Source organism: Phaeobacter piscinae (genome assembly GCF_002407245.1).
Lineage (GTDB): Bacteria > Pseudomonadota > Alphaproteobacteria > Rhodobacterales > Rhodobacteraceae > Phaeobacter > Phaeobacter piscinae.
This window is the reverse complement of the sequence record NZ_CP010681.1, coordinates 2310102-2330922: the sequence shown is the minus strand read 5'-3', so window position 1 is coordinate 2330922 and position 20821 is coordinate 2310102. Positions and strand designations below refer to the sequence as shown.

At 62.3% G+C, this 20821-nt stretch carries 22 protein-coding genes; 12 read left to right on the top strand and 10 right to left on the bottom strand.

The features are described 5' to 3' along the window. Positions 1 to 60 precede the first annotated feature (60 nt). Positions 61 to 519, bottom strand: coding sequence for an NUDIX hydrolase (locus phaeop14_RS10945; protein ID WP_040174005.1), 459 nt, complete (start codon positions 517 to 519; stop codon positions 61 to 63). A 171-nt stretch (positions 520 to 690) separates the two neighbouring features. Next, positions 691 to 3195 (bottom strand): ATP-dependent helicase HrpB, encoded by a 2505-nt coding sequence (gene hrpB, locus phaeop14_RS10940; protein ID WP_096789543.1) that lies wholly within the window; start codon positions 3193 to 3195, stop codon positions 691 to 693. A 142-nt stretch (positions 3196 to 3337) separates the two neighbouring features. Here hrpB and meaB point away from each other — a divergent pair, with 142 nt between their 5' ends. From meaB to phaeop14_RS10915, 5 genes are all read left to right on the top strand, one after another. Beyond that, positions 3338 to 4360 carry a methylmalonyl Co-A mutase-associated GTPase MeaB gene (gene meaB / locus phaeop14_RS10935; protein ID WP_096789542.1) on the top strand — a complete coding sequence of 341 codons (1023 nt, stop codon included), beginning with the start codon at positions 3338 to 3340 and terminating at the stop codon, positions 4358 to 4360. 311 nt (positions 4361 to 4671) lie between these two features. Beyond that, positions 4672 to 4962, top strand: coding sequence for a 50S ribosomal protein L28 (gene rpmB / locus phaeop14_RS10930; protein WP_024096446.1), 291 nt, complete (start codon positions 4672 to 4674; stop codon positions 4960 to 4962). 183 nt (positions 4963 to 5145) lie between these two features. Continuing rightward, entirely contained in the window at positions 5146 to 5502 is a 357-nt protein-coding gene (locus phaeop14_RS10925) for a DUF2946 family protein (RefSeq protein ID WP_338090126.1), read from the top strand. Between the two features lie 53 nt (positions 5503 to 5555). Beyond that, a complete protein-coding gene (locus tag phaeop14_RS10920) occupies positions 5556 to 6026 on the top strand; it encodes a copper chaperone PCu(A)C (RefSeq protein ID WP_040180187.1) in 471 nt (156 codons plus the stop codon). A 161-nt stretch (positions 6027 to 6187) separates the two neighbouring features. Continuing rightward, entirely contained in the window at positions 6188 to 6643 is a 456-nt protein-coding gene (locus tag phaeop14_RS10915; protein ID WP_096789540.1) for a low molecular weight protein-tyrosine-phosphatase, read from the top strand. Positions 6644 to 6646: 3 nt separating this feature from the next. Here phaeop14_RS10915 and phaeop14_RS10910 read toward each other — a convergent pair whose 3' ends face one another. From phaeop14_RS10910 to phaeop14_RS19635, 4 genes are all read right to left on the bottom strand, one after another. Continuing rightward, complete coding sequence (locus phaeop14_RS10910; protein ID WP_040174015.1) at positions 6647 to 7612, bottom strand: LysR family transcriptional regulator; 966 nt, start codon at positions 7610 to 7612, stop codon at positions 6647 to 6649. Positions 7613 to 7780: 168 nt separating this feature from the next. Continuing rightward, positions 7781 to 8092 carry a hypothetical protein gene (locus tag phaeop14_RS10905; RefSeq protein WP_014875319.1) on the bottom strand — a complete coding sequence of 104 codons (312 nt, stop codon included), beginning with the start codon at positions 8090 to 8092 and terminating at the stop codon, positions 7781 to 7783. A 192-nt stretch (positions 8093 to 8284) separates the two neighbouring features. Beyond that, positions 8285 to 8467, bottom strand: coding sequence for a hypothetical protein (locus phaeop14_RS10900; RefSeq protein ID WP_040174017.1), 183 nt, complete (start codon positions 8465 to 8467; stop codon positions 8285 to 8287). Between the two features lie 175 nt (positions 8468 to 8642). Further along, positions 8643 to 9848, bottom strand: a complete 1206-nt coding sequence (locus tag phaeop14_RS19635) for a hypothetical protein (protein WP_145957403.1) — start codon at positions 9846 to 9848, stop codon at positions 8643 to 8645. A gap of 46 nt (positions 9849 to 9894) precedes the next feature. Between phaeop14_RS19635 and lepA the strand changes: the two genes are divergently transcribed. Next, positions 9895 to 11709, top strand: a complete 1815-nt coding sequence (gene lepA, locus phaeop14_RS10890; protein ID WP_096789538.1) for a translation elongation factor 4 — start codon at positions 9895 to 9897, stop codon at positions 11707 to 11709. A gap of 333 nt (positions 11710 to 12042) precedes the next feature. Here lepA and phaeop14_RS20075 read toward each other — a convergent pair whose 3' ends face one another. Beyond that, positions 12043 to 12414 (bottom strand): entericidin A/B family lipoprotein, encoded by a 372-nt coding sequence (locus phaeop14_RS20075; RefSeq protein WP_420874961.1) that lies wholly within the window; start codon positions 12412 to 12414, stop codon positions 12043 to 12045. Between the two features lie 21 nt (positions 12415 to 12435). Here phaeop14_RS20075 and phaeop14_RS10880 point away from each other — a divergent pair, with 21 nt between their 5' ends. The 5 genes from phaeop14_RS10880 to phaeop14_RS10860 all read left to right on the top strand — a co-directional run bounded on the left by phaeop14_RS10880 (position 12436) and on the right by phaeop14_RS10860 (position 17354). After that, a complete protein-coding gene (locus phaeop14_RS10880; RefSeq protein ID WP_096789537.1) occupies positions 12436 to 12753 on the top strand; it encodes a TraR/DksA family transcriptional regulator in 318 nt (105 codons plus the stop codon). A gap of 262 nt (positions 12754 to 13015) precedes the next feature. Then, on the top strand, positions 13016 to 13531 hold the full coding sequence (locus tag phaeop14_RS10875) for a PhnA domain-containing protein (RefSeq protein ID WP_040174118.1): 516 nt from the start codon (positions 13016 to 13018) through the stop codon (positions 13529 to 13531). Between the two features lie 105 nt (positions 13532 to 13636). Next, positions 13637 to 14290: a protein-L-isoaspartate O-methyltransferase family protein gene (locus phaeop14_RS10870; RefSeq protein WP_040174026.1), complete on the top strand. Its 654-nt coding sequence runs from the start codon at positions 13637 to 13639 to the stop codon at positions 14288 to 14290. A gap of 137 nt (positions 14291 to 14427) precedes the next feature. Then, positions 14428 to 15846, top strand: coding sequence for a TolC family outer membrane protein (locus phaeop14_RS10865; RefSeq protein WP_040180328.1), 1419 nt, complete (start codon positions 14428 to 14430; stop codon positions 15844 to 15846). Positions 15847 to 15974: 128 nt separating this feature from the next. Continuing rightward, a complete protein-coding gene (locus tag phaeop14_RS10860; RefSeq protein WP_096789536.1) occupies positions 15975 to 17354 on the top strand; it encodes a hypothetical protein in 1380 nt (459 codons plus the stop codon). Positions 17355 to 17402: 48 nt separating this feature from the next. Here the strand turns inward: phaeop14_RS10860 and phaeop14_RS10855 are convergent, their stop codons facing one another. Continuing rightward, positions 17403 to 18863 (bottom strand): cobyric acid synthase, encoded by a 1461-nt coding sequence (locus phaeop14_RS10855; RefSeq protein WP_096789535.1) that lies wholly within the window; start codon positions 18861 to 18863, stop codon positions 17403 to 17405. Between the two features lie 190 nt (positions 18864 to 19053). Then, positions 19054 to 19371: a DUF6280 family protein gene (locus tag phaeop14_RS10850; RefSeq protein WP_008207990.1), complete on the bottom strand. Its 318-nt coding sequence runs from the start codon at positions 19369 to 19371 to the stop codon at positions 19054 to 19056. A gap of 216 nt (positions 19372 to 19587) precedes the next feature. Here phaeop14_RS10850 and efp point away from each other — a divergent pair, with 216 nt between their 5' ends. Then, a complete protein-coding gene (efp, locus tag phaeop14_RS10845) occupies positions 19588 to 20151 on the top strand; it encodes an elongation factor P (protein WP_040174033.1) in 564 nt (187 codons plus the stop codon). An 88-nt stretch (positions 20152 to 20239) separates the two neighbouring features. Here the strand turns inward: efp and phaeop14_RS10840 are convergent, their stop codons facing one another. Beyond that, complete coding sequence (locus phaeop14_RS10840; RefSeq protein ID WP_040174035.1) at positions 20240 to 20809, bottom strand: hypothetical protein; 570 nt, start codon at positions 20807 to 20809, stop codon at positions 20240 to 20242. Positions 20810 to 20821 lie beyond the last annotated feature (12 nt).

Sequence of the window (20821 nt, the reverse complement as noted above, 5' to 3'; positions counted from 1 at the left end):
GCGCCTAGCGTCCCCGTTGCAGTCATGCAAGGGGTTTGTCATATTTCAATCACGGATCTGTTACAATTGACGCAGAAGATCGCTCAATTCAGGCTCCGCCACCAGCTCTGCCGCGGCCTTCGGGGACATCCACTCACGGGTCCGTTCGGACTGTTCCGGGTAATCATCAGAAAGCTCCAACACCTCGGCGACATAGACCAGCGTATGGACAACTTCCTTGGTGCCGTTGTCTTGCAATTTGACATATTCATAGGTGCCGACCGGGTCGCCCTCAATCCGGGCTTCGCGCACGCCAGCCTCTTCCCAAGCTTCCTGCAGCGCTGACTGCGGGCCGTTCATGCCCTTGATGGGCCAGCCCTTTGGCACGATCCAGCGGCCGGTACCACGACTGGTGATCATCAGAACCTCTTTGCCCTCAGCACCAGTGCGATAGCACATGGCGGCCACTTGCAGCCGCTTGGGACGAAAGAACATTGGCCGGAGATACTCCTCCCAGGCGCTGGACATGATATGTTTCATTGCTGCTCAGCTTTCTCGTGCCCGTGGTGAACTGCGGGCCCATTTTTTGCTTTGTAACAATCTTTGCACGTTAGGGGCGAAATACAAGAGGGGGCGGGCGGTAAAATCCGGAGAATTACCGCGTATCGGTGCAAATTACCGTGAAATTGCGTGTTTGGGCGTCGTTTTTGCCTATTTGCGCGGTTTGGCCCGCAATGTCGGATCGGCTTGTGTGGGGTCTTCGGGCCAGGGGTGTTTGGGATATTGCGCCCGCATGTCCTTGCGCACATCCGCATAGGACCCGGACCAGAAACCGGGCAGATCGCGGGTGATCTGGATCGGGCGCTGCGCCGGGGACAGCAGCGAAACCTTGAGGGCGACACCGCCCACCGTGGGATGGCGGGTGACCCCAAACATCTCCTGTAGTCTGACGGAAATCTCCGGCACCTCTTCGGCATAATCAATCGGGATCTTGCGCCCCAGTGGCGTGGTGAAATGCGGTGGCGCCAGCTGATCCAGCCGCTGTGTCTGCTCCCAGGTCAGCGCCGTGCGCAGCGCAGGCAGCGGGTCAAAGCGTTTCCAGTCCTCGGCGCTTCGGACCCCTTCCAGCATCGGCAGCAGCCAGTCTTCCAGTGTCGCCAGCAAAGCTTCGTCGCTGAAATCCGGCAGATCCTCACCATCTGCCTGCAACAGCCGCACCCGCGCGACAAACCGCGCAGCGGCGCCGCCCAACCGCAGACCCAGCTCGCGTACCCCTTCCAGCATGGCGGTGGCGATGGCCTCGGCGGGAACATCCTTCCAGATGTGATCCTCCAGCACGATGGCCCCCAGACACTGCTGGCGGCGCGCCACCACCCGGCGGTCGCGTTTGGACCATGTACAGGTCTGCTGCGGTGTGATCTGGTCGGCAAATTTGGCGCGCAGTTCCGACAGGGAGATCGGCGTGGCCAGCCGCAGCCGCGCTTCACGCGGATTGCCGTCACTGTCCAGCCCCACCAGAAACGGGGAGGCGGCCAGGCTGTCCTCCGGTGGCAGCACCGCGCCCTTGCCCCCGGAGAGCACATAGCGTGGCGCATCGCCCTTGCGGCGCTGTCCGATCCGGTCGGGGTAGGCGGCGGCCGCCATCACGGCAGCGCTCGCCGAAGCTGAGGGGGTGCCACGAGGGGCCTGCTGCGCCAGCCGCTTGGCCTCTCCCTTGATACGCTCCAGCGTGGGGACATTCAGCTGATAGCTCCGGCGGCGCTGAAACCCTCTGGCATCCCGCAGCGCCTCCAGCCGCAGCGCCAGATCCACCGGCGCACCGCGCAAAGGATCGCGTTCCGCCAGCAGGGCCGCCAGCGGTGCTGCATCAGCGCCAAACCGCGCCAGCATATGCCCCAGACGCGGATGCAGCGGCAGCTTGGCCAGGGCCTTGCCATGGGGGGTGATCCGACCCTCCCAATCCAGCGCGCCCAGCATTCGCAAAAGCGCCTGCGCCTCCTTCAGCGCGCCTTCCGGCGGTGGCGTGAGAAACGGCAGATCATCCGGAGCCGCCCCCCAAAGCGCCAGTTCCAGCGCTAGCGAGGTGAGGTCGGCGGCCTGAATTTCCGGCGGCGGAAACGCGGCCAGCGCCCCGTCTTCGCCCTTGGTCCACAGCCGGTAGCCAACCCCCGCCGCCACTCGGCCGGCACGGCCCTGCCTTTGGGTGGCCTCGGCGCGGGTCACACGTTCGGTGACCAGCCGCGACATGCCCGATCCGGGATCAAACCGGCTGCGCCTTGCCAGCCCCATATCCACCACCACGCGAATGTCCTGAATGGTGAGAGAGGTTTCCGCAATGGAGGTCGCCAGCACCACCTTGCGCAGCTTCGGGTCGGGCTGGATCGCGGCGCGCTGCTCGGTAAAGGGCAGGGCACCAAACAGCGGGCGCACCACGCAATCGCCGGGCAGCCGACCAGCCAGCGCAGCAGCGGCCTTGCGGATTTCGCCCTCGCCGGGCAGGAATACCAGAATGCCGCCGCCCTTGGCCTCGGAGCTGCCATTGCCGCCAGATCCTGCGGGTCGGGTCTCCGCCTCGGCGCGTTGCACCAGATCGACCAACGCATCCAGCCGCCGGGGGCCACGTCCGCTGCGGCTGTCCGCTGCCAGCGGCGCCTCCAGCCAGCGCGTCTCCACCGGATAGCTGCGCCCCTCGGAGGTGACCAGCGGCGCCTCCATCAGTGCAGCCACCGGCGCGGCATCCAGTGTCGCCGACATCGCCAGCAGGATCAGATCGTCGCGCAGCGCGCCCGCCACCTCAAGGCAGAGCGCCAGACCAAAATCGGCGTTAAGGGAGCGTTCGTGGAATTCGTCAAAAATCACCGCGCCAACGCCGGGCAGATCCGGGTCCGATTGCAGCATCCGCGTCAGGATGCCCTCGGTCACCACTTCGATCCGGGTGTCTGCGCTCACCTTCGCTTCACCGCGGATCCGGTAGCCCACGGTCTGCCCGACCGGCTCGCCCAATGTGTCGGCCATGCGCTCGGCGGCGGCGCGCGCGGCCAGTCGGCGCGGCTCCAGCATGAGGATGCGCCCGTCGCACAGCCCAGCCTCCAGCATCGCCAAGGGCACCCGCGTGGTCTTGCCCGCCCCCGGCGGGGCCTGCAACACGGCGCGTTTGTGGCGCTGTAGTGCGGCAATCAGTTTGGGCAGGGCGTCATCAATGGGCAATCTGGTCATGCTGCCTTATCGCCAATGGCGCGGGTCTGGTCCAGCGCCGACCGCACCGGCTTTGTCCTCCTGCGACGGATGCTCTCTGGACAATCGCGGCCCGGCTGCGCCATCAATGCGCGACAGGCGGATGGGAGCGGGAGAGGCCGATATGTCAGCAGCAAACAAACCGAAAGGTGCCACGCGGGGCGCCGTGCCGGACATTGACGATCTGGCCACCCGCATTCTGAACGGCGAACGCCGGGCGCTGGCGCGGGCCATCACGCTGGTCGAAAGCGGACGCGCCGATCACCGAGAGGCCACCACCCGCCTGCTGGACCTGCTGGCCCGCGAAAATCGTCAATCCCTGCGCATCGGCCTGTCCGGCACGCCGGGGGTGGGGAAATCCACCTTTATCGAGAGTTTCGGCATGATGCTGATCGCGGCGGGCCTGCGGGTGGCAGTGCTGGCAGTGGACCCCAGTTCAACCCGCTCCGGCGGGTCCATTCTGGGTGACAAGACCCGGATGGAGCATCTCAGCCGCGAGAAAAACGCCTTCATCCGCCCTTCGCCAAGTCAGACACATCTGGGCGGCGTCGGCCGCCGCTCCCGCGAGGCGGTGGCGCTCTGCGAGGCGGCGGGATTTGACGTGGTGCTGATTGAAACCGTCGGGGTCGGGCAGTCCGAAACCGTGGTGTCAGAAATGTCCGATCTGTTTCTCTTGCTGCTGGCCCCGGCTGGCGGGGATGAACTGCAAGGCGTGAAACGGGGCATTATGGAGATGGCCGACATCATTTTGGTCAACAAGGCGGATGGCGACCTGAAGCCCGCTGCAACCCGCACCTGTGCGGATTATGCCGGGGCTCTGCGCCTTTTGCGCAAACGCCCGCAGGATCCGGATGGCTATCCCAAGGCGCTGATGGTCTCCGCCGCCACCCGTGACGGGTTGGAGACCGCTTGGGATGATATGCAGACGCTGGCCGACTGGCGGCGCGAAAACGGCCACTGGCAGCGGCGGCGCGGCGAACAGGCCCGCTACTGGTTCGGCGAGGACGTGCGTCAGGCGCTGCTGGCCCGGCTGGAGACGCCCTGGGCGCAAGGCCGTATGGCCGATCTGTCAGAAGAGGTCGCTGAAGGGCGCGTCACCCCGGCGGCGGCAGCCAAGGACCTGCTTGCAGGGCTGGGGGTTGGCTGAGCGGTCTGGCACCGGGCGCAGGGCGGCTGGCGGGAACGCCACCCATGGCCGCAACGAAAACCTGCGATCAGCGCTGGATTTCACAGGTGAGGCAGGCTAGAAGGGCGCGAACCTTGGATGCGGGAATAGCCCGTTAGGGGGGTGTGCACAGGTTGTCCCATAAAACCGTTTCATATGGCTTGACCCTGCACGCGATTCCTCCTAAACGCATCCAACCAGTTTTCGGGCGCAGCCAATGGCCGCGCCCCTTGTAATTTGGTGCTCGATTCGAAACTTGATCAACGGGCGCCCCAGATACGAAGGATGAACCTATGTCGCGCCGTTGCGAACTGACCGGAAAAGGCCCGATGACTGGCAACAATGTCAGCCACGCCAACAACAAAACCAAGCGTCGCTTTCTGCCGAACCTGAACGACGTTACGCTGCAGTCCGAGACGCTGAACCGTGGCATCAAGCTGCGCATCTCCGCTGCTGCTCTGCGCACCGTCGACCACCGTGGTGGTCTGGACGCCTTCCTGGCCAAAGCCAAGGACGAAGAGCTGTCCAACACCGCGCTGAAGGTCAAGAAAGAGATCGCCAAGGCACAAGCCGCAGAGGCCTGATCGCCGACCTCCCCACCTAAGGGCCGGGACAGAGATTTTAAACGCCGTGCATGAGATCATGCGCGGCGTTTCCTTTTGCCGATGCGGCCGTTGAGGCCGGGGTCGGCCTGTTGCATGTGCCTTTGCCTGCGTCGCTTTTTCGCCTTGCGGCGGCGCGGTCACAGGCGCATATCTCATCCCGACATGACCTTTCTGCGATCATATCTGGCGCTTGCCCTGATCGTGCTGATGGCTCTCACCGGCGTCAGCGCTCAGGCGGGGATGCGTGATGCGACCGGTCAGATGGTGATCTGCACCGGCACTGGCCCGGTGATGGTCTATATCGACAGCGATGGGCAGCCGGTGTCGCCGCCGATGGACTGCCCTGAGTGTCTGACTTTTGTTGCGGATCTGGGCCTGCCCCTGGCGGTCTTTGGGCACAGCACCCTGCCGCAAAAACTGCCGCGAGACATGTCGCAGCGCGCTGAGATCCGGCCTGTGGTGCGGCTGGCGGCCTTTGCCCGTGGGCCGCCGGAATTGGGACGTTCCCGCGCGGTATGACCGCGCTGTTTCTGACCCAAATTCCAAAGTCTACGTATCAAGGATCAAAGACCATGACCTTCAAGACCACGATCGCCGCCACCTTCGCCGCACTCAGCTTTGCCACTGCGGGGCTCGCCGCTGACGTCACCGTGACGGATTCCTACGCCCGCGTCTCCTCCAAAGCGGCCAAGAGCGGCGCTGCCTTCATGATGATCGAAAACGCCACCGACAGCGATGACCGGCTGATCGACGCGCGCAGCGATGCCGCAAAGCTGGTGCAGCTGCACACCCATAAGGAAGGCGAAAACGGCGTCATGCAGATGCTGCACGTCGAGGAGGGCTTTGCCATTCCCGCAGGCGACACCCATATGCTGCAGCGGGGCGGCGATCATGTGATGCTGATGGGGTTGACCAAATCGCTGGAGCATGGCGACGCCATCGACCTGACGCTGGTATTTGAGAAGGCCGGAGAAGTCACCGTGACCGTCCCCGTCGATCTTGAGCGCAAGCCCGATCACGGCGCGATGAAACACTCGCACTGATCGACCCGTTGATCAGGGTCTGATCTGACACCTGATCAAACACACTATGGCCAATCCGCAGCTCTGCTGCATGGGTTGGCCATTTTCTTTTGCCGCAGTCGGGTTACGATAGATCTCGCAATTGGTGCCGGGTGGCGGTGTAATCTTCAAGGGCGATAATAATGGCGCAAAAGATCCTCTTTGTCTGTCTTGGCAATATCTGCCGCTCGCCCGCTGCTGAGGGCGTGTTTCGCGCCTTATGCCCGGAGGTGGACACCGACAGCGCTGGCACTGCCAGCTACCACGTGGGGTCACCGCCCTATGGGCCGATGCAGGCCGCCGCCAGCGCGCGCGGGATTGACCTCTCCGACCTGCGCGCACGTCAGTTCGCGCCGCAGGATTTCACCCGGTTTGATCTGATCATCGCAATGGACGGCGACAATCTGGCAGACATCGAGGCGCAGCGCCCCGCGGGCAATACCACGCCGGTGCAGCTGTTCACAGATTACGCGCCGGGGCAGGGCGCCGATCACGTCCCCGATCCCTATTACACCCGCGATTTTGAGGGCTGTCTTGATCTGATTGAGGGGGCCGCCGCTGGGTTGACCAAGGCGCTGCGCAACAGCGATGCGGGCTAGGTCTTAGTCTTCCAGCACTTTCAGATCGCCCGCCAGCCAGGGCAGGCGCTGCACGGCAGGATCAATCATATGCCCCTGCACCAGCCGCCGCATAGTCTGCGCCACGTCGCGCGGCACCCGGTCGGCCCAGTCAGCACTGGAAAACAGCGAAATCCGCCGCGAAAACGCGCCAAAGGGCAGCGGGAAAGCCTCTATCTCATCATGGAACCGCGCTGCCCGCATATAGCCCAGCGGCGTGGTGATCGCCCAGCCAATCCGACGCGCTACCAGCGCCATCAGCGACAGGTGGGAGCCGATCTCAAACCGTTCTTCAAACAGCAGTTTCTGCCGCGCAAGATGCGCCTCGATCTGCTGCGAGATCAACTGGCTGCCCTCGTAGCGCAGGAACGGCAGCGCGTTGAGGATATCCTGTTCCGCCTCTGGCTTGCGCAGCATCCCGCGCGGCGCCACCAGCATGAAGGGATCCTGCACCAGCGGGTATTCGGTGATCCCCTCGCGCAGGGCACCAGAGGTGGCCGCCACCGCGATATGCAGCTCGCGCGCGTCCAGCGCGTCCAGAATGTCGTGGCTGGAGGCGGTGATCATCTTGAAACGGCAATTGACCAGGCTTTCGGCCAGAGTGGTCGCCAGACGCGGGGTCAGATCATTGTCGAAATCGTCAATCAGCCCGATGGACAGCGTCGACAGGTGGTTGAGGTCAACCACGCTCAATTCGCTCTGTGCCAGCCGCAGTTCCGTCAGCACCGCCTCGGTTCTGGCCAGAAAATTGCGCCCGGCAGGCGTCAGCACCATCGGGCGGCGGCCATGGTTGACCAGCTCCGCCCCCAGCGCGCTTTCCAGATTGCGCAGCTGCTGGCTGACCGCAGGCTGGCTCAACCCGGTGAGCGCGGCGGTCTGCGCCACGGATCCGGTTTTGGCCAGCGCTTCGAACACTTCAAGCCCGCGCAGCGTCACCCCTTTCATCAACATATCTGCGGTCCTGCTTGATGTTGCGGGCGCGGGTCTGCGTCCCGTCTATGGGAAAGGGGAGGGGCGATGCGGACCGTCTACTCAGCTGCGGTCCGCGTTGGTGTCTTATGCGATTTCATTCGGGCAGAGGAGGGAGGGGCGCAACTGCACCAACCCTGCCACGCCGGATCAGCTGCAAACGCGTGCGGCATTCTCGCCAAAGGATTTGTACCGCTTCCACAGCCGTTCATCCGAGCTGCGGCTCGACTGGCGCACCACCTGGGCCTGATGCGGATCGCTGAACCATTTGGAAACGGTCTTGCGCTCGCTGCGGTTGAGGCTGGCGTTGGCCACCGACTGGATGCAGCGACACAGCGAGGGTGAGGCGGCGGTGCGGTCCGACTGGCGGCAGGCTTTCTCGATCGCGCCGGCTCCGGCGGGGGCAGGCATCACCCCGGTGATCATCACGGCGCATAGCGTGGCGGTCAGCAGTAGCTTCATCTTCATTGTCCCTAGAAATCTGCAAGTGCTCTGATCTGAGCGGGTCTGTCGCCCGCGCTTGCCGGGACTATGCCGCAAGCGGCGGGGGCTTTCAATCTAGGTAAACAGGGGGTTGAGCCTCGGCGGAAACCCGCCAATGGGGGTGTCCCAGTTTTTGGAGCAGGGGCGCTGACAGGGCCAGCACCCCTCCGGTCAGGACTGGTTTGGCCCGCGCAGGGACAGGAGCATCTGACGCACGGACTTCCAGTCCTCGGCTTCTGCGGTTTTGCCAACCTCCTGACAGCGCCGCATTTTCTGCGCCACTTCGGCCACAGCCTTATCGCCATGCGCCGAATAAAGCGCACGGGCATATTCAGCACTCCTGATCGCATCCATATCGATATCCTCCTGAGCAGTGGGATCCCCCGCAGCGGGGGCGCGCGTCTCGCGGAATGGCCGCAGTATAGCGCATTTTTAGCCCTCCCGCAGGAGGCCGGGTGAATTTGCGGTGTTTTGGCGAGGATGCGCTGAGGGGCGTGCCTAACCCTTGGGGGCGGGTGGAAGAGTTAATTCAGCCGGGCGGCAGCGTTTTGACAAAGGCCCAAATGGCTTTGGCAGCCGATTGCACGCTTTCTGTCTGCGCAGTGAAAGTTACTGCGGTTGCTCCTGCGGTCCATTTGGCCCCGGCCTTTGCCATTTCCTTGGAGCCTTCGCGGATCATGCCGTCCGCAATCGATCCGCAGTAAGCCGCCATGCGCCGTGAAATATCCCAGAGAGCCTTGGCGATTTTTCCCAGCTGCGAAGGGGAGGGGGTTGGCTTTGCAATTTCCTCCTCCAGCTCCTCAACCTGTTTCCAGATCAGCGCAAGGTCGGTTTGAAAAGCACGCGCCGGGGCGTCCTCCAGCGGTGGCCCGCCATTGTCGCCAATCAAAGAGGCTGCGGGAGTATCCTGAACGATTGCCAACTGCTCCTTTAGGTTGGCAATTTCCTGTTCCAACTCGTAGCGGCTGCGGATGCGCTCGATCTCGGAAGCGACAGTTTCGGGGCCTGCGTTCCAGACTGCATTGTCAATCAGCGCAACGCGGCGCTGCAGTTCCCAGTCGAGTGGCTTTCCATCGAGGAAACCTTGGTACCAATCCAGCCAGAAGGACCATTTTGAACCGTCATTTTTCCAAAAGTACATAACTGGGATAAAGGATGGCTGATTTGACAAAACCCAAAATTCTGGAAATGCAACTTCTGCGTCTTCGTTTGCCCAAAGTGCAATATGATAGTGTAGATCGGATGCGGCTGCGAAATGCACTAATTCGTCAGTGGCGTACCTTAGGTAAATTCTGTTAGGGGACTCTGGGAGCATCGTTGGGATTTCGTCTGCGAGACGGCAAACAGTTTGCTCAACAGCTTCCTTTTTACCCTTAGCATTCGCCGCAACGCCTAGAAGCAATTTTGCGGCACAGCCTTGGATTGATTTTAGGTGGCTGGAGAGGTTGGTTTCGTCACGCACTGCACGACTTTTTTGCAGTGCATGCAAAGTTGTTAGGACACTTGTAGCATCATCGCAGGAGTAGCAGGTAAGTAAGGCACGCGCGGTCACTAGTAGTTCTTGCTCTAGCCATTCAGGTACAGAAGAACTTAGGCTTGCGCTGGTGCTGAACATGCCAAGAGCACGCAGCATTTCCCGAACGGTCAAAACTCGTGACTGAGCAAGCTGCAGGTCGTCTAAGGCAAGTATTTCTGACATCAAGTAGCTTTCTTCATCCCCAGCTGGAAGCGTCATTCAAACTACCTTGACCAAACCCTAAAACCAAATCATATCCCCTTGCATGACAGACCTCGCTCACATCCGCAATTTCTCCATCGTCGCCCATATCGACCATGGCAAATCCACCCTCGCTGACCGGCTCATTCAGGAGACCGGAACGGTTGAGGACCGCGATATGAAGGAGCAGCTGCTCGACTCCATGGATATCGAGCGCGAGCGCGGCATCACCATCAAGGCCAACACCGTCCGCATCGACTACACCGCCGACGACGGGGAGACCTATGTGCTCAACCTGATCGATACCCCCGGTCACGTCGATTTCGCCTATGAGGTCTCCCGCTCCATGCGCGCGGTCGAAGGCTCGCTCTTGGTGGTCGACAGCTCGCAAGGGGTGGAGGCGCAGACGCTGGCCAATGTCTATCACGCGCTGGACGCCGACCATGAGATCGTGCCCGTCCTGAACAAGATCGACCTGCCGGCCTCCGACTGTGACCGCGTCGCCGAACAGATCGAGGATGTCATCGGCATCGACGCCTCTGAGGCGATTCAGGTCTCCGCCAAAACCGGGCAGGGTATCCGCGATACGCTCGAAGCCATCGTCCAGCAGCTCCCGGCGCCCACCGGCACCCGCGACGCACCGCTGAAGGCGATGCTGGTGGACAGCTGGTATGACGCCTACCTCGGTGTAATCGTTCTGGTGCGGATCATGGACGGCGTGCTGAAAAAGGGCATGCGGGTGAAGTTCATGTCGAACAACACCCTGCACCATGTGGACCGTATCGGTGTGTTCCGCCCTGCGATGCAGGTGGTGGATGAGCTGGCACCGGGCGAAATCGGCTTCCTCACCGCCTCGATCAAGCAGGTGCGCGACACCCGCGTCGGCGACACCATCACCAATGACCGCAACGGCACCGAGGTGGCGCTGCCGGGTTTCAAACCTGCGCAGCCCGTGGTGTTCTGCGGCTTGTTCCCGGTCGATTCAGCCGAATTCGAGGACCTGCGCGACGCCATCGACAAGCTGGCGTTGAATGACGCGTCGTTCAGCTTCGAGATGGAAACCTCCGCCGCACTTGGCTTTGGCTTCCGCTGCGGCTTCCTCGGCCTTTTGCATCTTGAGGTGATCCGCGACCGGATTGAGCGCGAATATAACATCGAACTGATCACCACCGCGCCCTCCGTGGTCTACCATGTCTATATGAAGGGCAAGGACGGCGAGGCGGGCGAGATGATCGACCTGCACAACCCCGCCGATATGCCCGACATGTCGAAGGTCGATCACATTCAGGAACCCCGCATCAAGGCGACCATTCTGGTGCCGGATGAGTATCTAGGCGATGTGCTGAAGCTCTGCCAGGACCGTCGTGGTATTCAGGAAGACCTGACCTACGCCGGCTCCCGCGCCATGGTGGTCTATGACCTGCCGCTGAACGAGGTGGTGTTTGACTTCTACGACCGTCTGAAATCGGTGACCAAGGGCTATGCCTCCTTCGACTATCAGATGACCGGTTACCGCGAGGACGCGCTGGTGAAGATGTCGGTGCTGGTCAACGACGAGCCGGTGGATGCGCTGTCGATGATGGTGCACCGCGACCGGGCGGAGATGCGCGGCCGCGCCATGTGCGAAAAGCTCAAGGACCTGATTCCGCGCCACATGTTCAAGATCCCGATCCAGGCCGCCATCGGTGGCAAGGTGATCGCCCGCGAAACCCTCTCCGCCCTGCGCAAAGATGTGACCGCCAAATGCTACGGCGGCGACGCCACCCGGAAGCGCAAACTGCTGGACAAGCAGAAAGCCGGTAAGAAGAAGATGCGCCAGTTCGGCAAGGTCGACATCCCGCAAGAGGCGTTTATTTCCGCCCTCAAAATGGACAGCTAAAGCTGACCATTTTAGGGGCGGCGCGGGCGAAAGCACTTGGCAAAGCCAATTGCGTGCCCGCACCCCGGCAATGACGCGGGAAACCCTCAAACGCATACAAAACGGGGCCATGGCCCCGTTTTTTTCGTTGCTGTCCCTGTCAATGCCCCGTTCGGTCGCCAGACCGGGCAGCGCGCCATGCCCCGTCAAACCACATGTTTGTCTTTGGCAAATGGGGGAGGGCGCTGCCCACCGCATTTTTCAGTTCCGGGTCGCCATAAATCGCCAAATAACAAAAAACCGCCCAGCCCCTCGGGCTAGACGGTTCCTCTCTTCCCCACAACCGTAACAAGGTCAGAGGCTGTTCTGCACGTCCTGTGCGGCGCCGCTGATCGCTTGGCCGGCTTTGGAAATGTCGCGGCCTGCGCCTTTGGTGGTTTCGCAGGCGGTCAGGCCAAACAGCGCGCCGGTCAGGGCAAGGGTGGTGAGGGCGGTTCGGATCATCTCATATCTCCCGTGGTCGATCTTGCCCAACAGATAGCAAGGCGGACTGAGCCGTTCCAGTGGTTTGCAGGGCGATATATCGGCGGCATTTTCACGACCGCCATCGCGCTGGACCCCATCGCCGACACTGACCCCATCCCCCATATCCAGCGAGTACCACTTTGGGGTGAAACCGCATAGGTTGAGTCGGGCCGATAGAATTTCGTCAGCAAAACCTGTCACCGATCCGGGGAGGACCTCTGAATGAACCACGCCGCTCAAAAGGACATACTGACACATTTGCGCAAGGGCCTGCCAGCCGTTGGCGCGCCGATCACTGCTGAGGCCTCTGTGGTGCCGCTGGCGCCCCGTCGCACAAGCCCGGCCATGGCGCAGCCGTCCGAGGCCGTGCTTAGCCGCAAGTGGCTGGAGCTGCGCCGCGATATCGACTGCGCACTGGCCCGTCTCGATGAGGGGTCCTATGGCTATTGCCAGATCTGCGGCGATCGCATCAGCGACAGCCATCTGAGTGAGCATCCCGCCACCCCCTTCTGCGCTTCCTGTGCCGGGGAGACACGCTAAGGCCTGGCAGGGGAGGCCGGCCCGGTGCCTCTCATCGGTGCCTGCACCCTCAATCGAGCCGTAGTCATCTCGCGATGATATTCCGGCGGAATCGCCTCTTACACTGATCCATCTCCCTAAGGGCCGCAGCTGGTCTCCGTGCTGACCCCCAACTCGCCCGCGCCTCCACGCGGGCGCTTTTCTATTTTTGCCGGTTTTCATTGCAGGTTCGCTCACCTACAGCAAGGGCACGTGTTCTGACTTTTGCGATGGAGCTATGCCGATGTCCTGCGCCCTGTGTGCCGCCGAATCCCCGCTTGTCCCTTATGAGGTGACAGGTGCGCCTGAGGGCCAGTCCCCGGAGGTTGCGCTCTGCCATCTCTGCGCCGAACAGGTGGCTGGAGATCTTGATCCCAATCATATGCGCGGCCTGTCATCGGCGATGTGGTCTGAGACGCCCGCGGTTCAGGTGCTGGCGGCCCGGCTGCTGGCGCGGCTGGCGGATCACGACTGGGCGCGTGACCTGGCCGAGCAGCTCTGGCTGGAGGATGAGATCCGCACCTGGGTTGAGGCCGCGCCGGCAAGCAGTGCCCATCGTGACAGCAACGGCGCGCCGTTGGCGCAGGGCGATTCCGTGGTGCTGATCAAGGATCTGCCAGTGAAAGGCGCAGGCTTTACCGCCAAGCGCGGCACGGCTGTGCGCAATATCTCTCTGGTCGCTGACAACTCCGAGCATATCGAAGGCCGGGTTGACGGGCAGCGCATCGTCATCCTCACCAAATTTGTGAAGAAGAAATAGGCGACCCAGTCGCCACAGGGCCGCAGAAATGCGCGCCCGCCCGTTGCCGCCCTGTCCCGGATGTGGCACAACCGGATCAACTGACTGAACAGATGAGTTTAGCATATGACTGACTTTGCCGAACGTCGCCGCATGATGGTCGACACGCAGATCCGCCCGTCGGATGTCACCAAATTTCCGATCATCGAAGCCATGCTGGCGGTGCCGCGCGAGGCCTTTGTGGCGGCTGCGCAGCGCGAGGCGGCTTATGCCGATGGCAATCTCGATATCGGCCCCGGTCGCGTGCTGCTTGAGCCGCGCACCTTGGCCAAGATCCTTGACGCGATTGACGTGCAGCCCGATGAGCTGGTGCTCGATGTGGCCTGCGGGCTGGGCTATTCCACGGCGGTTATTGCCCGGGTGGCCCAGATGGTGATCGGCGTCGAAGAGGATGAAAGCATGGCTTCTGAGGCACAGGATCAGCTCTCAGCGGTTGGTGCAGACAATGCAATCGTCCATACCGGGCCGCTGGATGCTGGCGCTGCGGAACATGGCCCCTATGACGTGATGATCGTTGAAGGCGGCGTGGAAACCGTGCCGGAGGCGTTGCTGGACCAGCTGAAAGATGGCGGTCGTGTGGCCGCGATCTTCATGTCCGGCGCTTTGGGAGAGGTCAAAGTCGGCTACAAGAGCGGCGACCTGATTTCCTGGCGACTGGCGTTTAATGCCGGCGCTCCGGTGTTGCCCGGTTTTGAATCCGCACAGGAATTCGCTCTCTGAATCTGCAGAGCGTTCACATTCGGTCCGCGCTGTTCTCGATTGGCGCGGATTGCAACAGACAGGCGTCTGACACCCCGCAGCGCCAGAGAGCAGAACGGCACTACCACGTCGGTGGGCCGGACCACATGAGGCTGAAGATGCGCAATAAACTGACGGCAAACCTGTTCAAGGCCTTCGTTTTCGCCGGAAGCGCAGCATTGCTGCTCGGCGCCCCGAAACAGGCCGCCGCCGACAATCTCTCCGATGCGATGATCGGGGCCTACAAGACCAGCGGCCTTTTGGAACAGAACCGTGCCCTGCTGCGCGCGCAGGACGAAAATGTTGCCGCTGCAGTTGCCCGATTGCGCCCGGTCGTGGACTGGGTCGCGCGGATCGAGCGTCAGTATACCCGTAACGGTAACGGGACATTCGCAAACTCGAACCACGACTCGACAATATCGACTGGGGTGGATGTCTCCTGGTTGCTGTTTGACAACGGTGTGTCGCGGCTGAGCCAACTGGCGGCACAGGAAACCGTACTGGCCACCCGTCAGGCCTTGCTGGATATCGAACAGCAGGTTCTGTTTGCTGCTGTTCAGGCTTATGTCAATGTGTTGTTGCAGCAAGAAACCGTCGCACTACGCAGCAATAACCTGCGTCTGCTGCGCGAGGAACTGCGCGCCGCGAATGACCGGTTTGAGGTTGGCGAGGTCACGCGTACCGACGTGGCACTGGCCCAGAGCCGGGTCGCAGGAGCGCAGGCCAGCCTGATCGAGAGCCAGGGTGATCTGCGCAATGCGCGGGCCACCTACGTGCAGGCCGTCGGCAGTGCGCCTGGTTCAATCGCTGGCCAGCCACCGCTGCCGCAACGTGTGGCCTCGCTGCAATCCGCAGAATCCATCGCTATGCGCAATCACCCCAGCCTTCTGTCGCAGCAACATGCGGTGAAGGCCGCGGACTATGCCTCACAGAGCAACAGCCGCAATCTCGGGCCATCGGTGACGTTGCGGGCCAATGCAACTCATGCATCTGACGCCAGCGGGCCGGGCACTCGGGACACGTCGGGGGCAAGCATAACGTTGTCGCAGCGGTTGTATTCCGGTGGCTCTCTGGCCTCCGCGCGTCGGGCCAGCATTGCCCGTCTTCAGGCTGAACGCGGCGCCTTGATTACCACGCAACGCAGTGTAGTGCAGGACGTCTCCGAGGCCTTTGTGGAGCTGGAGGCCGCGCGCGCCAGCCTTGTCTCCTCCAACGAACAGGTCCGCGCCGCGCGCGTCGCCTTTGATGGTATCCGTGAGGAGGCCACGCTGGGCGCCCGCACCACGCTTGATGTTCTTGAGGCAGAGCAAGAGCTGCTGAACGCCCAGACCGCCCGTGTCCAGTCGCGCGCCAATCAGGCGCTCGCAGCCTATGCGCTGTTGCAGGCGCAGGGGCTGCTGACCGCGGAACACCTTGGTCTGGCTGTAGAAATCTACGATCCGACGCTGTACTACAATCTGGTGAAGGACGCTCCGGCGCATGTCAGCCAGCGCAGCAAGGATCTTGACCGGGTCATGCGCGCCTTGGGCAAGAACTGAGGCCAGGTTGACCACCAATTGGAGGCCCGCCAGTGCGGGCCTTCCTAAAAACCACCTGATTCACACGGTTGTCTGGACCGGGACAGGTCGCTACACTCAATCGCAAGAGGCGAGAGTGATAAGCAAAAATGTCCGAACCGGTTACCCAAGCTGAAATTGAAGACGTCCTGTCATCGATCCGCCGTCTGGTGAGCGAGGACAGCCGCGCCGCTGGCTCCTCGGTTGGCAAGGGGGCAGAGGCGGCGTTGGCCGCGCAGATCGCCAAGCCCGTCCCGGCAGCATCCGGGGAGCAGGGCGTCGGCGCGCCGGGACCCGCAAATGGCGCCACAAATGGCAGCAGCCAGCCGGTCACCCGTCTGGTTCTGACACCGGCGCTGCGCGTCCCCGAAAGCAAGCTGACCCCCGTCGCCCCAGCGCCAGCAGCGCCGACACCGGCCGCGATCACTGAGACCGCCCCGATGGACACCGCCCCGCCTCCCGACGGCGAAGCAGCGTCCGGGAAGGCCCGATTTGAGGCGTTGCTAGCAGCCGATGCCATTGAATTCTGGGATGAACCGGAAGATCGCATTGCGCAGGGGATCGCCTTGCATGACAATGATCCCGGCAATGAGGATCTGGCCTTTTTCAACGGGATCACCGCCGCTACAGCGGCCGACGAGGCCGCCGACGAGACCCAAGATGCGGCGCTCGCCGCAGATATGCCCGGCACGCCAACAGCGCAGGCTGAGGCGGCGCTCAACACTGAGGCGCCTTGGACTGATCCTGCCGCCACGCTCTATCAGGCCGCCGCCAGCACAGATCACGAGGAGGAGACGCAGGCCGAGGACTCCGTTGCGCCGGCGCCCCCGACAAAATCCGCGTCGCAACTGAACCCGAAGGTCGGCGCGGTGGTGCAGAAACTGGCGGAGATGGAAGCAGCCAATACGGCCCGCCCGGTCCTGTGGGAACCCGACGGAACCCGCGACACGCCCTACGCCGGCAGTGATCTGGAAACACTCGCCTGGGATGATCAGGACAGCGACACGGATGCACAGGGCCAGACAGAACCCGTCGATCAGACCCAGAGCGTTGCGGATGTGGTCATCCGATCCGAGGGGGAGGATACGCAGTCTGAGGCTTCGCAGGCCGAGGTCCCGCAGCCTGTGACAGCGCAGATCGAACCGTCCCCCCGCCAGCCGGAGCAGCACACGCAGGCCGAGGCGCCCGCCGCCGATACCGCGGTTGAGGAAAACACAAGCACCGATATCCCAGCAGCGCCAGCCGCATCCACCGCCGACGAGGTGGACCGCGATCTGCTGGAGACGTCAGTCACCGAAACCGCACTTGAGGCGCTGGACACTCTTGGCTCCGATGAGAGCTTTCTGGATGAGCACGCGCTGCGTGAGCTGGTCTCGGAAATCGTGCGCGAGGAGCTGCAGGGCGCCCTGGGTGAGCGGATCACCCGCAACGTCCGCAAGCTGGTGCGCCGCGAAATCCACCGCGCTCTCTCGGCCCAAAACCTGCTCTGAGGTTGCCGCCTCGGGTATGACGGATCTGAGACGATGCAGATGCCGCGCTCAGGCGTTGCGCACCGGTTCTGCCAGCGCCAAGAGCGCATCCAGATCCATACAATCCTCAAGGTGATCTGCCAGCGCGTCCAGCGTGGCCTCAACCCCGTCGTCATAGCCCGCGACACTCTCATGGCCGAGATCGGAGAGCACGGACGCCCGAAACGCATCCGAACTGAACAGCCCGTGCAGATACGAACCGCGCACCCGCCCATCGGGGGAGACGGCACCTTCCAGACGGCCATCAATCTCCAGCCAGGCGCGGACGCAATCCGTCCCATCAGTGCGCCCCATGTGGATCTCATAGCCGCTCACAGGCAGGTTGCCATCGCAGGTCACCGCCTCGGTCAATGTCACCCGCTTTTCACCGGCCATGACGGTATGCACATCCAGCAGTCCCAGCCCGTCAACCTTGCCCCGATGGCCATCCACGCCGTCCGGGTCATCAACAGTCTGCCCCAGCATCTGATAGCCACCACAAAGCCCCATGACATGGCCCCCCCGACGGTGATGGGCGAGGATATCAATGTCCCAGCCCTGCGCCCGCAAATAGGTCAGATCGCCAATGGTGGATTTGCTGCCGGGGATCAGAACCAAATCCGCATCACCGGGCAGGGCGCGGCCCGCAGGCACGATTTCCACCGTAACATTGGGTTCCGCTGCCAGCGGGTCGAGGTCGTCGAAATTGGCCATCCGCTCCAGCTGTGGCACCACGATCTTGCAGGCGCCACCGGGGCGGGAGGCGATGTCCATCATATCCTCAGCCGGCAGTTTCCACGCATCCCAGAACCACGGGATTACCCCCATTGAGGGCCAGCCGGTGCGCGCTGCGATATCATCGCGACCGGCATCGAACAGGCCGCGATCCCCGCGAAACCGGTTGACGGCAAAACCCTTGATGCGCGCCAGATCCTGCGGGTCCAGCACCGTATGGGTGCCGACAATCTGCGCAATCACACCGCCACGGTGGATATCACCCACCAGCACCACTGGCACCTCCGCCGCGCAGGCAAACCCCATATTGGCGATGTCGTTCTTGCGCAGGTTGGTCTCAGCGGGGGAGCCCGCACCTTCGATCAGGACCAGATCCACATCCGCCGCCAGCCGGTGAAAGCTGTCCAGTGCCGCCTCCAGCAGGCCGGTCTTGTCGCGCATGAAGGATCCGGCCGCCTGTGTGCCCCGGCGTTTGCCCTGGACAATCACCTGCGCGCCGGTCTCCGTCTCCGGCTTCAGCAGCACCGGGTTCATATCGGTGTGGGGCGGGCGCATGGCCGCGCGGGCCTGCAGCGCCTGTGCGCGACCAATCTCGCCGCCTTCAGGCGTCACAGCGGCATTGTTGGACATGTTCTGCGGCTTGAACGGGGCCACTGACAGGCCCCGGCGCACAAAGGCGCGCGCCAGCCCTGCAACGATCATTGATTTGCCGACATTGCTGCCGGTGCCTTGGATCATGATCGCCCGTGCTGTCATGGCGGCCTCTCTCGTGCTTTTGATGGTGTGATCTCTCACCTGTCAGCCATGGCGGATTTTTCCCGTCCTGAAAAGCCCGCAGAGCGGCCTATTCCGCGTTGAAACCGCCACCACAAAAAGAAAAAACGCGCCCCCCAGGACGCGCTTTTCTTCGACAGTCATATATAGTCTATCAGACTGGCAGGTCTGATCAGGCCGCCTCGGCCTGTGCCGCGTTGCGGCGTTCGCTCTCTTCGCGCGACAGTGCAACAGAGGTGCGGACACCCCGGCCCACAAATTCCATCAGGCCGCCGACCACACGTTCGTTCGGGTCGATGCCTGCACAGCTCAGCACTTCGCGCCCGTCGCGCGACCGTGCCCACCGAGCGATCTGCTCGGGGCCATTCCCATATTTCTTGTCATCGGCAATCGCATCATCAAGTGCCGCCAGTACAACCGCGGCAAACAGCTTGCGGGCCCGGTTGCCTTGCTCGTTATTATATGCGGTGCCGTCAACGAAATCTCGCATCGTGCTTCCTTTTTGTTCTTGCTATTGCAATTTCGGCGTGGCGCTCCTTATGGCGGAATTGTGACGATTCGGATAGCCTGCAAACGCATATCTTTTATGCGCAATTTGCATAGCTCTCCGGTCCGTCACACGACATATCGTTGTCTTGCCAGCCGACTCCCTGCCAGATATAGGAGCGGTTAACAGTTCATCAACCACCCGAGAGGGATTTTTGTCATGCCCAAAATCAACGGTAACGAGATCCGCCCCGGCAATGTTCTCGAGCACAATGGCGGTCTGTGGGCCGCTGTCAAAGTCGATCACGTCAAGCCCGGCAAGGGCGGCGCCTTTGCTCAGGTCGAGATGCGCAACCTGCGCAACGGCTCCAAACTGAACGAGCGTTTCCGCAGCGCTGACAAGGTCGAGAAGGTTCGTCTGGAGCAGAAAGATCAGCAGTTCCTCTATGAGAGTGACGGCATGCTGGTGTTCATGGATGCTGAAACCTACGAGCAGATCGAACTGCCCGCAGAGCTCTTGGGCGACCGCCGTCCGTTTCTGCAGGATGGCATGACCATCGTTGTTGAATTCCACGACGACGAGGCGCTGAACGCCACCGTGCCGCAGAAAGTCACCTGCAAGATCGTCGAGACCGAGCCGGTCGTCAAAGGGCAGACCGCCGCCAACTCTTTCAAGCCGGCGATCCTTGATAATGGCGTGAAGGTCATGGTGCCGCCCTTCGTCGGTCAGGACGAGATGATCATCGTCAATACCGAGACCATGGAATATTCTGAACGCGCATAAGCAGTTAGCGCCAACAGATCCGCGAAACAGAAAACCCCCGCAGCCTCGCTGCGGGGGTTTTTTGCTACATGTGAAAATAGTCAAGCGCTCAGTTGTAGTCTATCTCCAGCTTGCGCAGCTCCAGACTGTGGCCGCATTCATCCATCATCTTGCCGTAGGCGGCAGTAAATCCGGCCAGAGATGCGTCCAGAACCATCTCGCCAGCGGCATAGGGCACCACCGTGCGCACCTCCATCCGCTGACCGTTCTGCATCCACAGAATGCTGTTCAGCGCGTCCATCCAGCGGATCTGCGCGCGCGCCTCAGCGAGGCCTTCCTCGTTGATTTCGCCGTTTGCGATACCGTAGAACACTGCTTCTCGGTCGATGATAAAACCAATCGCCTGACCGTTCTGCACCTGCGTCGGGTAGTGGCGGGCGGCGCTCTCAAACAGTTCCAGCTGTGGGTAGGTTTCCGGCGGGCCGACATCGCCTTGGGTCACCGAAAGCCGTAGCAGCGGCAACCCGTCGCCGCCGGTCCAAGCCGTGCAATCGCGCCAGTCATGCTGTTCCGTGACCCGAATTTCAGCGGCGACAGACCAGTCCTGATACTCCCAATAATCCGTCGCAAGGGCGGGCAGGGGCAGCAGGCTGAGGGCAAGACAGGGGAGCAGGCGCATTGGCAATTCCTC